Origin of the sequence: Halalkalicoccus jeotgali B3 (genome assembly GCF_000196895.1) — an archaeon.
Classification (GTDB): domain Archaea; phylum Halobacteriota; class Halobacteria; order Halobacteriales; family Halalkalicoccaceae; genus Halalkalicoccus; species Halalkalicoccus jeotgali.
The window spans coordinates 79849-92360 of the sequence record NC_014297.1 but is presented as its reverse complement, the minus strand read 5'-3'; the positions used below and the strand labels follow the sequence as shown (position 1 = coordinate 92360).

At 66.5% G+C, this 12512-nt stretch carries 16 protein-coding genes and 1 pseudogene; 7 read left to right on the top strand and 10 right to left on the bottom strand.

Features of this window, described 5'->3' with window-relative positions; all coding sequences use genetic code 11:
* Positions 1-9 precede the first annotated feature (9 nt).
* Positions 10-219 carry a hypothetical protein gene (locus HACJB3_RS00455; RefSeq protein WP_008419071.1) on the top strand — a complete coding sequence of 70 codons (210 nt, stop codon included), beginning with the start codon at positions 10-12 and terminating at the stop codon, positions 217-219.
* 3 nt (positions 220-222) lie between these two features.
* On the opposite strand, the gene HACJB3_RS00450 is transcribed toward HACJB3_RS00455, so the two are convergent.
* From HACJB3_RS00450 to HACJB3_RS00440, 3 genes are read right to left on the bottom strand one after another with little or no spacing between them, the layout of a single operon-like run.
* A complete protein-coding gene (locus tag HACJB3_RS00450) occupies positions 223-921 on the bottom strand; it encodes an energy-coupling factor transporter transmembrane component T family protein (protein WP_008419072.1) in 699 nt (232 codons plus the stop codon).
* Positions 915-1610, bottom strand: a complete 696-nt coding sequence (locus tag HACJB3_RS00445; RefSeq protein ID WP_008419073.1) for an energy-coupling factor ABC transporter ATP-binding protein — start codon at positions 1608-1610, stop codon at positions 915-917. Before HACJB3_RS00445 ends, HACJB3_RS00450 begins: the two co-directional genes overlap by 7 nt.
* Positions 1607-2185, bottom strand: coding sequence for a biotin transporter BioY (locus HACJB3_RS00440; RefSeq protein WP_049934503.1), 579 nt, complete (start codon positions 2183-2185; stop codon positions 1607-1609). Before HACJB3_RS00440 ends, HACJB3_RS00445 begins: the two co-directional genes overlap by 4 nt.
* A gap of 110 nt (positions 2186-2295) precedes the next feature.
* Here HACJB3_RS00440 and HACJB3_RS00435 point away from each other — a divergent pair, with 110 nt between their 5' ends.
* Together HACJB3_RS00435 and HACJB3_RS00430 are read left to right on the top strand one after the other, a co-directional pair.
* Entirely contained in the window at positions 2296-2889 is a 594-nt protein-coding gene (locus HACJB3_RS00435) for a hypothetical protein (protein WP_008419075.1), read from the top strand.
* A 38-nt stretch (positions 2890-2927) separates the two neighbouring features.
* Complete coding sequence (locus tag HACJB3_RS00430; RefSeq protein WP_008419076.1) at positions 2928-3578, top strand: CRISPR-associated protein Cas4; 651 nt, start codon at positions 2928-2930, stop codon at positions 3576-3578.
* Here the strand turns inward: HACJB3_RS00430 and HACJB3_RS00425 are convergent.
* Positions 3564-4142 carry an L-threonylcarbamoyladenylate synthase gene (locus HACJB3_RS00425; protein WP_008419077.1) on the bottom strand — a complete coding sequence of 193 codons (579 nt, stop codon included), beginning with the start codon at positions 4140-4142 and terminating at the stop codon, positions 3564-3566. The two genes, HACJB3_RS00430 and HACJB3_RS00425, sit on opposite strands and share 15 nt — an antisense overlap.
* Before the next feature lie 122 nt (positions 4143-4264).
* Here HACJB3_RS00425 and HACJB3_RS00420 point away from each other — a divergent pair, with 122 nt between their 5' ends.
* Positions 4265-5623: a hemolysin family protein gene (locus tag HACJB3_RS00420; RefSeq protein WP_008419078.1), complete on the top strand. Its 1359-nt coding sequence runs from the start codon at positions 4265-4267 to the stop codon at positions 5621-5623.
* Here HACJB3_RS00420 and HACJB3_RS00415 read toward each other — a convergent pair whose 3' ends face one another.
* The 3 genes and pseudogenes from HACJB3_RS00415 to HACJB3_RS00405 all read right to left on the bottom strand — a co-directional run bounded on the left by HACJB3_RS00415 (position 5624) and on the right by HACJB3_RS00405 (position 7911).
* On the bottom strand, positions 5624-6817 hold the full coding sequence (locus HACJB3_RS00415; protein WP_008419079.1) for an inorganic phosphate transporter: 1194 nt from the start codon (positions 6815-6817) through the stop codon (positions 5624-5626). It abuts the gene before it with no gap.
* A gap of 185 nt (positions 6818-7002) precedes the next feature.
* Positions 7003-7659: pseudogene (locus tag HACJB3_RS00410) on the bottom strand (DUF5828 family protein); the annotation flags it as partial.
* A gap of 45 nt (positions 7660-7704) precedes the next feature.
* A complete protein-coding gene (locus HACJB3_RS00405; RefSeq protein ID WP_008419082.1) occupies positions 7705-7911 on the bottom strand; it encodes a hypothetical protein in 207 nt (68 codons plus the stop codon).
* Positions 7912-8000: 89 nt separating this feature from the next.
* On the opposite strand from HACJB3_RS00405, the gene HACJB3_RS00400 reads away from it, so the two are divergent.
* From HACJB3_RS00400 to HACJB3_RS20955, 3 genes are all read left to right on the top strand, one after another.
* Positions 8001-8378: a cupin domain-containing protein gene (locus HACJB3_RS00400; RefSeq protein ID WP_008419085.1), complete on the top strand. Its 378-nt coding sequence runs from the start codon at positions 8001-8003 to the stop codon at positions 8376-8378.
* Positions 8375-8944, top strand: a complete 570-nt coding sequence (locus HACJB3_RS00395; protein ID WP_008419086.1) for a hypothetical protein — start codon at positions 8375-8377, stop codon at positions 8942-8944. Before HACJB3_RS00400 ends, HACJB3_RS00395 begins: the two co-directional genes overlap by 4 nt.
* 87 nt (positions 8945-9031) lie before the next feature.
* Complete coding sequence (locus HACJB3_RS20955) at positions 9032-9157, top strand: hypothetical protein (protein ID WP_008419088.1); 126 nt, start codon at positions 9032-9034, stop codon at positions 9155-9157.
* Positions 9158-9227: 70 nt separating this feature from the next.
* Here the strand turns inward: HACJB3_RS20955 and HACJB3_RS00390 are convergent, their stop codons facing one another.
* The 3 genes from HACJB3_RS00390 to HACJB3_RS00380 all read right to left on the bottom strand — a co-directional run bounded on the left by HACJB3_RS00390 (position 9228) and on the right by HACJB3_RS00380 (position 12435).
* Positions 9228-11057 carry a carbon starvation CstA family protein gene (locus tag HACJB3_RS00390; RefSeq protein WP_008419091.1) on the bottom strand — a complete coding sequence of 610 codons (1830 nt, stop codon included), beginning with the start codon at positions 11055-11057 and terminating at the stop codon, positions 9228-9230.
* 136 nt (positions 11058-11193) lie between these two features.
* The gene (locus tag HACJB3_RS00385; protein ID WP_008419093.1) at positions 11194-12138 is read right to left on the bottom strand and encodes an ArsA family ATPase; all 945 of its coding nucleotides are present in this window, start codon (positions 12136-12138) and stop codon (positions 11194-11196) included.
* On the bottom strand, positions 12139-12435 hold the full coding sequence (locus HACJB3_RS00380; protein WP_008419095.1) for a hypothetical protein: 297 nt from the start codon (positions 12433-12435) through the stop codon (positions 12139-12141).
* Positions 12436-12512: the final 77 nt, after the last annotated feature.

The following is a 12512-nucleotide window of genomic DNA, read 5'->3' as shown; positions in this document are numbered from 1 at the left end:
CAAACGGTCATGACTACCGAACTCACCGACGATCTGATCGGAAAGGAGGTCGAGGCCAACGACGGTCGGCAGGTCGGCACCGTGACCGCCATCGAGGGTGAGCAGTTTTACGTGAACTTCACCGGGACGGAGATGAAAAAGGAGCGCCAACAGCAGATTCACGCCGACGACATCGCCGAGGTCACCGACGGAGCGATTCTCCTCGTCGGGAGCAGTTAGCAGTTAGTAGAGCGCCGCGAACGCGAGTCCGCACGCAAGCGCGAGCGCGGGCAAATCCGCGCGTGAGAACGCGAGTCGCGGGAGAGTCGGGTTCCACGCGAAACACCGCGCTCGAAGCGCCAGCGAGAAGCCATCCGCCCGCGCGAGCGCCCGGTTTACACCTGTGACCGCGAGCAGCGCCATGCGTTCGTGGACGGGTCGCTCGCTCGAAAGTCGGGCGGCCATCGCCTCGCGGGTCCGTTTCAGGTCCACGACAAGCAGAGGCAACAGGCGGAAGACGAACGCCGTCCCCATCCCCAGGAAGGCGCCCGCCCGGCCGGGAACGGCCCACTGGATCGCCGCCCGCGATTCCCTCACCGGAGTCGAGCGGACGTACGCCGCCGAAACTAGCAGGACCAGCAACACGCGATAGCTCGCGAGGCTCGTCTCGAACGCTCTCTCGAAAGCGAACCCTGAGAGCCCCACGCCCTCGATCAACGGACCGACGAGCAACACGGGGAGGGCGAAGCGATAGGCGTAGATCGCCGAGAACGGCGAGAGGCGTGCGCTCGCGAGAACGCAGAGCGCGAGGAGGCTCAGGACCGTCAGCCCGGCGGGCGTGGTGTGGGCGAACGCCGCGGCGACAAAGGCGATCTGGACGGCGAGTTTCGTCCGCGGATCCAGCCGGTGGGCGAGCGAGTTCCCTGGAGAGTAACTCAGCATGGGGACCGGACGCCAAGCCCCGCGAGGTCCACCGACTCCGGGGGTCCGTCCCGAACCACCCGACCCGCCGAGAGGACGACCAACCTGTCGGCGAGGTCGCGAACGTCCCGCAGGTCGTGAGTGACGACGATCACGCTCGTCCCCGCCACGGAGAGCGCTTCGAGTCGACCGAGGACCGCTCGTCTCGCGGGTTCGTCGAGTCCCGTAAACGGCTCGTCGAGCACTAGATGGGCGGGTGCCATCGCCAGCGCGCCCGCGATGGCGAGTCGCTCCTGTTCGCCCCCCGAGAGCGTCTCGATCCGGTCGTCGCCCCGTCCGCCGAGGCCGACCGCCTCCAGGGCCTCGTCGACCCGGCGTTCGATCTCGCTTCGAGCGAGCCCGAGGTTCTCCGGGCCGAAGGCGACGTCCGCACCGACGGTCGCGGCGACGAACCCGTCTCGGGGGTTCTGGAACACCATCCCTACCTTCGTCCGGGCGGCCACGAGGTCCTCGTCCACCCGCCGCCCATCGACCAGCACCTCGCCCCTGTCGGGCTCGATGAGTCCGTTCCAGTGACGTACTAACGTACTCTTTCCCGACCCGTTGGGCCCCGCGAGTACGAGGAACTCGCCGTCGGCGACCGAAAGCGAGACGCGATCGAGCGCCCGCGTGCCGTCGTACTCGTGTGTCAGATCGCGCGTCTCGATCATGCGGCGCGCAACCGGTCGCTACGGACGATCCCGACGGCCGCGGCCATCTTCAGCGCCTCGGCGGGCAGGAAGACGACCGCACCCGTCAGGAGCGCGTTCGGCAACGAGAGGCCAAGTACCGCCATCAACCCCGCGACCCCCATCGCGTAGATCACGCACACCCCGAGGGCCATCGCCCCGACCAGCCGCGGGGTGCCGACCGACGCCGGGGATTCTACGGCCCGCCCGTGCGCGAGCGCGCCGACCGCGGCCGCCGCGGGCGGGTACGACCAGAGGTAGCCCGCGTTCGGCCCGACCAGCGACCCGAGTCCGGCCTCCCCACCCGCGAAGACGGGCGCGCCGACCGCGCCCGCGACGAGATACAGGACCATCGCCGCCCCGCCCCAGACCGGACCCAGAAAGACCCCGGCGAGAAAGACCCCCAGTACCTGCAGGGTCACCGGCGCGGGCGACAGCGGGTAGGGGAACGAGACGTAGGCGAAGGCCCCGGCCAGCGCGGCAAAGAGTGCCGCTCGGGCGATGTTCTTCACCGTCGTATCGTCGACGAGATCGACCGACTCCGTTTCCGTGCTCACGATCGAATCACATCCGGGTCTCTCCGTCAACTGCATTGAATCTTCGGTTGACGAACCTGCGAACGCCGCCGACAAGCTTTATACGATACACGTATGAGAGGGGGTTCACGATGGACGAGAAAACGGAGGAACTGCGGGATCTCTTCCTCGACGTCTCCGAGGACGGCACCGTCACCGAAACCCAAGAGGAGACCCCCGGCTCCCTGACCGACGAGCAGCCCGAAGACGAACGTCTCGACGACGTCATCGGACGGATGGAGGAGCGTTACGCGTTCGAAACCGACTGGGATCACGGCTCGTACCGACGGCTCGTGCGGGGGTTCTTCGAGGAGGACTCCGACGCGGAGCTCGCCGAGGAACTCGACGTCGACGAGGCGTCGGTCGTCCGTGCGCGGATGGATCTGCATCTGCTTCGCGAGAGCGATACGGACTTTCCCTTCGAGCTGCGCGAGCTGCGCCGACTGCGAACCAAGGAGACCGACGCCGAGCCGGCCGAGGAACTCGACGCCGACGAGGCGACCCTCGACCGGGCGATCTGCGTGATCGAGACCCAGGACGAGGCCCGGACCGCAAACGACCGGTTTCGCGACGAGTTCGAGGAGATCGTCACCGACGGGGACCTCTCCACGCAACTCGCCCGCGACGCCCGCGAGGACGGTCTCGAGGAGGCGACCGAGGGGATGGAAAACGACCTCTCGATGTGAGGTGAGGGTTTTTATCGGGTGAGGCGGCCAACAGCCCCGTGTACGCCGTAAGCGACCTCTCGACTGCTGCCTACTGTCCCCGCCAGCTCTACTATCGGCGCGACGACGACCGGGAGATCCCGCCGTCGGTCGCCGCCCGGCGCGAACTGGCCTTCGAGTACGACGCGCTGCTCGCCGGCGACGCCATTCTTGAGGAGCGACCGATCGAGCGCCCGCCCACCGAGTACCGCGAGGCGCTCGGGCGGGCCCGCGAGCGCCTCGACTGTTGGGACGACCTCGCCGATCCCCCGCACAGGGAGGTCCTGCTCTCGGGTCGGGAGTGTCGCGGGATCGCGAGCAAAGTCCTCGAAGACCCGCTCGCACCATCGTTCGTCTCGCCCGGCTCGCCGCCCGAGCAGGGCGTCTGGGAACCCCACTCCGTGCGGGCGGTCGCGCTCGCGAAGGGGTTGGCGTGGGAACGCGAGGAGCCAGTCGAGACGGCCTTCGTCGAGTACCCTGCGTACGGCGTGATCCGGAAAATCTCGCTCACCACCCGCCGCAAGGCCGCCTACCGCGAGGCGATCCGCGCCGTCGAGTCGATGAACGGGCCGCCCGCCCGGCTGAAGAACAGCGCCAAATGCGGGTCCTGCGAGTACCGCGATCGCTGTGGAACCCGCACCCGGTCGCTGCGCTCGCTACTGGGCCTCTAACCACGCCTCGATCTCCTCTGCGAGCGCGCCCCGGCGGTGGAGCCGGCCGCGCTCGACGTCGACGACGGTGCTCTCGGTGCCGCCCGTCTCGCCCCCGTCGAGCACGCAGGCGGCGGCCCGCCGGACTCCCGCATCGAGATCCGCGACCCGCCGGGCGCTCGACTGTCCGCTGGCGTTCGCGCTCGTAGCGGTGATCGGCGCGACCTCCTCTAGCAACGAAAGCGCGAGGTCCTGATCCGGGATCCTGATCCCCACCCGGTCCCGTCCGGCGGTGAGTGCCTCTGGCACCTCGGGGCCGGCGGCGACGACCACCGTCACCGGCCCAGGGAGGAATTCGCGCATGAACGCCCGCTCGTGATCGGTGAGGCTCGTGTGGCGGGCGGCGGCCTCGACGTCGGGGACGGCCATCGACAGCGGTTTCGAGCGCGCTCTGCCCTTCGCCTCGTAGACGCGTTCGACGGCGGCGGGATCGAGCGCGTCCGCGCCCAGTCCGTAGACCGTTTCCGTGGGGTAGACGACGAGTTCGCCCGCCCGGATTGCACGTACCGCCCGGTCCAGTTCCATGCCCGGTTCTGGGCCGGCGGGCAGTTATAACGGTTCGGTCCCGCTTGCACTTGCGTCTGCGGGATCCCCGGCCGTGGGGGCGGAAACGTTTAATCCCGCCGCCTTTGAAGGGGAGGTACCGAATGGAGTTCTCGCTTCTCGTCCAGACCGACGTCCTCGGTGTCGAACTCACCACCGGAACGGTGACGGCCCTCGGAGTCGCGACGATCCTGTTGCTGGTCGCTCTGTCCGCCTTCTTCTCCTCCTCGGAGATCGCGATGTTCTCGCTGGCCCAACACCGCGTCGAGGCGATGGTCGAGGAGGACCTCTCGGGTGCGGAGATGGTCCAGGCGCTCAAGGAGGACCCTCACCGCCTGCTGGTGACGATCCTCGTAGGCAACAACCTCGTCAACATTGCCATGACGGCAATCTCGACGAGTCTGCTGAGCCTGTATCTCGGCGGGGCGACCGCCGCGGTCCTCTCGACGTTCGGCATCACCGCGCTAGTCCTGTTGTTCGGCGAGAGCGGCCCCAAATCCTACGCGGTCGAACACACCGAGTCGTGGGCCCGGCGGGTCGCCCGCCCGCTGAAGATCGCGGAGTACCTGATGTATCCGTTGGTCGTCCTCTTCGACTACCTCACCCGCCAGATCAACCGCCTCACCGGCAGTACCGGCGGGGCGATCGAGACGCCCTACGTCACCCGCGACGAGATCCAGGACATGCTCGAAACCGGCGAGCGTGAAGGGGTAATCGAGGAGGACGAACACGAGATGCTCCAGCGCATCTTCCGGTTTACCGACACCATCGCAAAGGAGGTGATGACTCCCCGTCTCGATATGACCGCCGTCGACACCGAGACGTCGGTCAACGAGGCGATCGAGACCTGCGTCCAGAGCGGTCACGAGCGCCTGCCCGTTTACGAGGGCAACCTCGACAACGTCATCGGGATCGTCACCATCCGGGACCTGGTACGCCACTCGCAGTACGGCGAGGGCAAACTCCCGCTGTCGGATCTCACCACCCCGACGCTGCACGTCCCCGAATCGAAGAACGTCGACGAACTGCTCACCGAGATGCGCGAGGACCGCCTGAAGATGGTGATCGTCATCGACGAGTTCGGCACCACCGAGGGACTGGTCACGATGGAGGACCTCGTCGAGGAGGTCGTCGGCGAGATCCTCGAAGGCGGCGAGGACGAACCCGTCGAACACGTCGACGAGACCACGGTCGTCGTTCGCGGCGAGGTCAACATCGACGAGGTCAACGAGGCGCTGGAGATCGAACTCCCCGAGGGTGAGGAGTTCGAGACCATCGCGGGCTTTATCTTCAACCGGGCGGGTCGCCTCGTCGAGGAAGGCGAGTCCATCACCTACGATTCGGTCGAGATTACGGTCGAGAGCGTCGAGAACACCCGAATCATGAAAGCCCGGATTCAGAAACACCCGACCAACGACGAGGACGAGGACGAGGACGCCACCGAGATCGATCAGGAGGCCTGATCACAGCACCGAGAAGACGAGCGTGAAGATCCCGTAGCCGAGCACGATCGAGAGCACGAGCGAACCGATCCACGCGAGGACGGTATATCCCATCTTGGCCTTGCTCACCCCGCCCCCGCCCGCGGCGTACCCTGCGCCGACGACCGCGCTGACGATGATCTCGTTAAACGAGACCGGGATGCCAAACAGCACAGCGGCCTGCGCGATCGCGAACGAAGGGATGAGCGCGGCGATCGACCGGCGTGGCCCCAGCGAGGAGTAGTCCTGTGCGATCGCCTTGATCATGCGTGGCGCGCCGGTCCACGACCCGGCGAGCAACCCGATCCCGCCGCCGACCAACACCGCGGTCACCGAGAGGTCGAACGGGTCGAGAAGCGGCAGCAACGGCCCGATCGCGAGCCCGACTTGGCTGCCGCCGGCCGAGAACGCGACCAGCCCGCCCAACACGAGCAAGAATCGGCGCTGAGCGCCGTCTGCGTCCCGTTCCATGTCCCGACCGACAGCCAGCATGACGAGGAGCGCGAACGCCACGGTGGCTCCGATCGCGCCGACGGCAACCTCGCCGATCGCCGGCGACCCGAGCGCGACCGAGACGCTTCTGGCGACCGAGCGACTCCCGCCGGGCGGCCCCAGGAGAACGAACTCGATGTTCGCAAGCAGCGCGCCGATCAACCCGGCAAGGACGGGGACGGTGTAGCGTTCGGGAACCCCCTCCGCACGCAGCAGGCGGGCCGTGCCGTAGGCGATCCCGCCGCCGATAAAGGGCGTCAGAACCCAGAGAGTGGCGATCTCGGCGTACTTCGCCCACGCGGGGGCGCCACCGAGCGCGAGGCCGACCCCGACGATCGCGCCCGTGACGGTGAAGGCGGTGGCGATCGGGTAGCCCGTGAAGACGCCGATCGCGACCAGCGTCGCGGCGGTCAGTAGGCCGACTGTCGCGGCCTCCCCCGAGAGGGTGACCCCCGAGATGAGTTCGCGTCCGACGGCCTCAGAGACGTTCGCGCCCTGCAACACCGCCCCCGCGAAGCCCAGCAGGCCGACCAGAAAGCCGGCGCGCATCACCGAGATGGCGTTCGCACCGACGGCGGGGGCAAACGGTGTCGAGCCGCTGGAGCCCGCGCCGATCGCCCATGCCATGAAGAGACTCGCGAGCGCGGCGACGAGAACGGTGAGAAGGGTTGCGGCGTCGACCATCAACGGTCAGTCGGCGGTTCCGCCATTAAGGCCTACCGGTCGTCCTCTTCGGTGACGGCCGTTGCCGTCTCGCGTTCACTCTCGGTGGTCTCGACCCCTTCGGCGAGTTCGGCCGACTCGATGTGTTCGATCAGCTCCTCGGCAGGGTTTTTCTCACCCTCGGGGATCGCGGTCGTCGCCTCGATTTCGGCGTCGGTCGGCTCGACGCCCTCGGCGGCCTCGACGGTCGCGACCTCCTTTTCGCTCTCGACGTGCCAGCGGTCGATCTCCTCCTCGTACTCTACGAGGCGTTCGGAGACCTCCTCCTTCCGGCGGTCGTCGTTGATGTTGACCTCGAAGACGAACTCGGGGACCTCGCCCCTCGTGGTGCGCTGGAGGTTCGCGCTCACGAGTTCGTTGTCGAAGTAGTAGGGCGCGAGCTGGGTCATCACCTTCCGATAGACGGTGTCCTCGACGGCCCGGATCGCCTTCCGGCTCGCCGAATCCGCCGCGCGGGCGACGTAGCCGACCGATTCTTCCCACTTGTCGATCGCACCCTCGGTGTCGTCCTCCTCGAGGCTCTCGTAGGACTCCGTGAGGCTCTTCCCCGCCGACTGGAGGTCCTCGTCGGGCTCCTTTCCCTCGCGTTCGCCCTCGCCCTCGCCGACGCTTGCCTGTGCGGCGGTCTTCTCGCTGACGTCCGTCTCGATGCGCTCGTGGGATTTGGGTCGCCACTCGTCCCACTCCTCGAAGGCAGGCCCCGAAACGCCCGCCTCCCGTAGCGCGCGCGTGATCCGCTCGCCGTGTTCGACGATATCGGCCCACTGCCCGCGCTGTTTGAACCCGGCGATGCTCTCTTCCATCAGTGTCCGTTCTCCGTCGGTGAATACATAGTTTGACCTTGCGTACTATCGGCCGTAGATCAGTCGAGTGCCCAGCGAGTCGAACCACGACTTCAATCGACTCGCGGCGACGTGGTGGGGCGACGTCCGACGCATCTCGCGTTCCGCGATCTCGATGCGCTCCTCGCCGAGAACGTCCCGACCGCTTTCGGTCGCGTCGACCACGGTCGTGATGGCACACCGACCGCAGGCCTCGGTGTCCTTCTCGTTCATTGTCCGTGAGTACGCGGTCCAGCGGGTTATAGCTTGCCGGATCGGTCCGTTTGCCCAACGTATTTGATCGCCGCCCCCCATCCGACGGTATGGGCTATCACGTCATCGACCCCGCGGATATCGACCCGACCCCGGACAGGCCGTGTACGCACCGGTCGGTCGGCGACGCCGCCGATCTCTCGGAACTCGCGATGAACGTCTACGAGGCCGACCCCGGCCAGCAGCTCCCGCTCGTCTATCACTACCACGACCGACAGGAAGAGGTCTTCTACGTCCTTTCGGGGACGCTCTCGGTCGAGACCCCTGAGGGCGAGTACGCGGTCGGGCCCGACGAGGTCTTCGTGGCCGACCCCGACAGCCCGCATCGGGCCTACAACGCCGCGGAATCCGGGGAGCCGGTTCGCGTCCTCGCGATCGGCGCGCCGCCGGCCGCGGACGACGCCCACCCCTACGAGCCCGAGCGATGAGCCCCGAGGCCGTCCCCGAGTACGACGATCCCTTCCTCGACCGGGTCGCCCGTCGCCTCGCGACCAACTACGACCTCGACCGGGACGTCCGGGTTCGGGGCGAGCGCTTCGACCTCCATGGCGAACTCTCGATTCGCAACCAGAAGCAGTTCCTCCACCCGTCGATCTCCTTTGCGCGCCACGACTCGACCGAACACCTCCTCGCGCGTCGGGTCGGGACCGTCCGGGAGGCCGATCTCGATGGGCTGGTCGAGTTGGGCCACGAACTGGCCGACGAGTGGATCGTCCCCGCCGACGAGCACTTCAGCACCGACTTCACCTTCGCGCTGGTGGCCGACGCGCTCGGGGAGGGCGTCCGCGAGTACGTTTCCGGTTTTTCGGATCGCACCCTGTTGAAGTTCGGCTATCACGGTCACTACGAGATCAATCTGCTTGTCGTCGTCCCGAGCGAGGAGCAACTCGTCGCGAGCGAAAACGCCGACGTCGCGGCGGCCTTCGCCACGTGGGACCCGATCGAGCGCGAGAAATCGGGGTTGCTGAGTCGGCTCGCAAATCGATTGCGATAGCGCTCATCGCGTTCGATCTCTGGTGGCCGCTCGGGGACCGACTCGTTCGGCCGGAGCGACTACATCCTACCGGATAAATTACACTCTATGTGGCTGCTACAACTCCCCGGTGGACAGGAACTCGGGGTAATCGCACTGTTCGCGTTCGTGCTGTTCGCTCTCGCGTATACGGTTCAGCAGTTCGTGGGTGGATTCCGACCCGATCGCGAGTAGGGGGTCCCGAACCGGCTCGAAAACCGCCGATCACGCTCGCCTTTCAGGCTGGCTGTCGATCCGAGCCCGTTCAGTCGTCTTCCGTCCCCCCGTCGGCCGCCACCGCCTCGCCCGGTCCGCGCACCGTCTGGAGGTTCTCGTAGCCGAGTTTGAGCAGCGACAGGGCGAGCCCGATCAGCGTGATGATGATGAGCACCTGTGCGACCGCCGAGACCTGCCCCAACAAGGTCGTCTCGGCCTCGGCAGTGATCCCCAACAGTCTGCCGCCGACGATCTGGTAGCCCCCGACCCACGCCAACCCAGCGATCGTGATGAACGTCATGATCGCCATCGGCGCGCCGGTACTGAGCAGCTGTTTGGACTGGTCCCAGTTGGCCAACCAGACGGTCCCGGTCAAAAGCGCCAGCGCCGCGAGCAGCTGGTTCGCCCCGCCAAAGAGCGTCCAGAGGTCCTCCCAGCGCCCGCTCCCGAGCAGGAAGAAGGCCACAACGCCGATGACGCCCGTGTTGACGTACTTGTTGGCGGCGTAGCTTTCGACAGCGGTCTCGGGGGTGCCGACGATCTCTTCCATCATATAGCGACCCAGACGCACGGCGGTGTCCATGCTCGTCAGCAGGAAACTCGCGAGGACGAGCGCCATGAAGACCTCGCCGGTCAGAAGCGGCACGCCGAGGGCGGTCAGGATGATCCCGCCGCCCTCGGCGAAGTTCGGCAGCGCCAGCCCGATCCCGCCCGACCCGGCCGGAATGGCGATCAGCGCGACCGCACACAGCGCGACCGCCGCGAGCAGGCCCTCCGCGAGCATTCCCCCGTAGCCGATCAACCGGGCGTCGCTTTCCTTGTTGAGCTGTTTTGCGGTCGTGCCCGAGGAGACCAGCGAGTGAAAGCCACTGATCGTCCCGCAGGCGATGGTGATGAACAACAGCGGAAACAGCGGCATCATCGCCGGGAGGAACTCCGCGAGCGGGCTGCCCTGTCCGAAGAAGCCGTACCATGCACCGATCTGGATCTCGAGGGGCTGGGCGGTCGACGTGAGGAAGGTCCCGGCGATCACCGCCAGCAGCGAGCCGCCCACGCCCGCGTACAACAGGAACGACGAGAGGTAATCGCGGGGCTGGAGCAGCGTCCACACCGGGAGGATACTCGCGGCCGCACCGTAGATCAGCATCGTGACGACCCACGCGGCGATGTTCGGGCTGTCGAGCAAGGCGATCGGGAACCCGCCAAAGAGGACGAGCGTCCCCGCGGGGTAATCGCCCGGGACGAGCGCAACGGGATACTGGATGCCGACCCAGACCGAGGCGAACACGCCCGCGACGAAGATCACCGTTCCGACCGAGAAGGGAAGTCCCAGCTGGTAGAGCCAGATACCGAAGAGGACTGCCAGCCCGACGTACAGCACGCTCGCGGTCGCGGCCTGCGGATAGGCGTTGAAGACGACGCCGATGACCAGCGCGAACACCGCCACCACGAGGATGATGAGCAGGAACGCGAACCACAACAGCATGTCCTTGCCGCGCTCGCCGACGTACTCGCCGATGATGTAGCCGATCGATTTGCCCTCGTGACGGAGACTCGCCGACAGCGAGGTGAAGTCGTGGACCGCCCCCATCAGCGGGTTGCCGATGGCGACCCACAACACGGCGGGCAGCCAACCCCACGTCAACGCCGCCGTGATCGGGCCGACGATCGGTGCCCCGCCCGCGATGCTCGAATAGTGATGTCCCAGCAGGACGGGTTTCGTCGCCGGGACGTACTCCTGTCCGTCCTCGTATTTGTGTGCGGGCGTCTCCCGAGCGTCGTCGAGGCCGACGAACCGCGAGAGATAGCGCCCGTAGCCGATGTACGCGACCGTGAACGTCACGAGTACGATCGCGACGATCCAGATAACTCCTGCCATGCGTAGCTCTAGCGCCGAATCGTTCAGGATTGATATAAATATAACTCATACTTGCAGCGATACGTCGTTCGGTTCCTCGTTCTCTACCCACGAAATATAGGACCTACTCTCGCTGTTATAATACTTAGTTGACTTATCAGCCGTCGACGGCGAGTTCGGCCGCGACCTCCTCGAGGAGGTCGCCCTTGATCTCCCGGATACGGGTTTCGATCTCCCCGACGATCGGCGCGTCGAAGCGCTCGTGCATCTCCGCGATCCGCTCGCGCTCGGTTTCGACCTTCCCGCGCAGGAACCGGGCCCCGCGCCCCTCCTCGTCGGGATCGGGTTCTGGGGTGCGCTTGTTGATCACGACCCCGCCGACCGAGAGGTCGTACTCGCGGTGAGTAGCGAGCGAGCGCTCGGTTTCGCGCACGGAGAGGTCGTCGGGCGTACAGACCAGGTAGAAGGTAGCCTCCTCCAGCGCCTCGCCCGCGAAGGCAAAGCGCTCCTTTCGTCCCCGGAGGCGCGCGAGGATCGGGTCGCCCTCACGGACTCGTCGTGGCTCCTGCTTTCCGACGGCGGCCATCTCGAAGTAATCGATGCTTTTCTCTCGCTTGTACGCCAGGCGGTCGATCCACTTCTCGAGCAAGTCGGGCAGCGACAGCAGCCGCAGCGTCGAGCCCGTCGGCGAGGTGTCGAAGACCACGCGATCGCACTCCGCAGTGCGCATCACGTCGATAAAGCGGTCGAGTAGCGCCGCCTCGTAGGCGCCCGGGGTGCGATGGGCCATCTCGATCTGGAGGTCGATCTCCCCGACCATCGAGGAGCTGAGCTGCTCGCCCAGCGCGCGCTTGGTCTCCTGGAGGTGCTCCTGCACCTCGGTCTCGGGATCGATCTCCATCGCCCGGAGGTTCTCGACGCCCTCGACAGGGCGGGGGTCGTCCCCGAACTCCTGGTCGAAGACGTCGGCGGTGCTGTGGGCCGGATCCGTCGAGACGACGAGCGTATCGAGACCCGCACGCGCACATTTCAGTGCGTAGGCACTCGCGACCGTCGTTTTTCCGACGCCGCCTTTGCCGCCGAAGAAGACGAACTCGACCATCTAGAAGTGATACTGTTGGCCCTTTCGCTCGACCAGCGAGTCACGATCCCACATTCGCCGTTGCCACGCCTCGTACTCGTCGGTGAGGTGGGGGAGCAACTCGGCGGTGTAATAGGAAATCGGCGAGGGGATGCCGAAGGCGTCGGGGAAACACGCGAGCATGAACTCGTCTTCTAAGTCCTCGGCCTCCTTTTCGATCGTCTCGTAGGCCGGATGGGTAAACATCCCGTGATAGAGCCCCCGGAGCCACTCCTCGGCGACGGCCCGGAAGCGGGCGATCCGCGCGGCGAGATCCATGCTACTCGATCCCAGTTGCCCGTGCAAAACGGTGTCGCTCGGGCGATGGGTTATGTCCGTACGCCACCTTCCATCCG

Bases quoted from the DNA above. Each gene is read 5' to 3' on its own strand.
- HACJB3_RS00455 (WP_008419071.1), top strand. From the start codon at position 10: ATGACTACCGAACTCACCGACGATCTGATCGGAAAGGAGGTCGAGGCC.
- HACJB3_RS00450 (WP_008419072.1), bottom strand. From the start codon at position 921: ATGCTGAGTTACTCTCCAGGGAACTCGCTCGCCCACCGGCTGGATCCG.
- HACJB3_RS00445 (WP_008419073.1), bottom strand. From the start codon at position 1,610: ATGATCGAGACGCGCGATCTGACACACGAGTACGACGGCACGCGGGCG.
- HACJB3_RS00435 (WP_008419075.1), top strand. From the start codon at position 2,296: ATGGACGAGAAAACGGAGGAACTGCGGGATCTCTTCCTCGACGTCTCC.
- HACJB3_RS00425 (WP_008419077.1), bottom strand. From the start codon at position 4,142: ATGGAACTGGACCGGGCGGTACGTGCAATCCGGGCGGGCGAACTCGTC.
- HACJB3_RS00420 (WP_008419078.1), top strand. From the start codon at position 4,265: ATGGAGTTCTCGCTTCTCGTCCAGACCGACGTCCTCGGTGTCGAACTC.
- HACJB3_RS00415 (WP_008419079.1), bottom strand. From the start codon at position 6,817: ATGGTCGACGCCGCAACCCTTCTCACCGTTCTCGTCGCCGCGCTCGCG.
- HACJB3_RS00405 (WP_008419082.1), bottom strand. From the start codon at position 7,911: ATGAACGAGAAGGACACCGAGGCCTGCGGTCGGTGTGCCATCACGACC.
- HACJB3_RS00400 (WP_008419085.1), top strand. From the start codon at position 8,001: ATGGGCTATCACGTCATCGACCCCGCGGATATCGACCCGACCCCGGAC.
- HACJB3_RS00395 (WP_008419086.1), top strand. From the start codon at position 8,375: ATGAGCCCCGAGGCCGTCCCCGAGTACGACGATCCCTTCCTCGACCGG.
- HACJB3_RS20955 (WP_008419088.1), top strand. From the start codon at position 9,032: ATGTGGCTGCTACAACTCCCCGGTGGACAGGAACTCGGGGTAATCGCA.
- HACJB3_RS00390 (WP_008419091.1), bottom strand. From the start codon at position 11,057: ATGGCAGGAGTTATCTGGATCGTCGCGATCGTACTCGTGACGTTCACG.
- HACJB3_RS00385 (WP_008419093.1), bottom strand. From the start codon at position 12,138: ATGGTCGAGTTCGTCTTCTTCGGCGGCAAAGGCGGCGTCGGAAAAACG.
- HACJB3_RS00380 (WP_008419095.1), bottom strand. From the start codon at position 12,435: ATGGATCTCGCCGCGCGGATCGCCCGCTTCCGGGCCGTCGCCGAGGAG.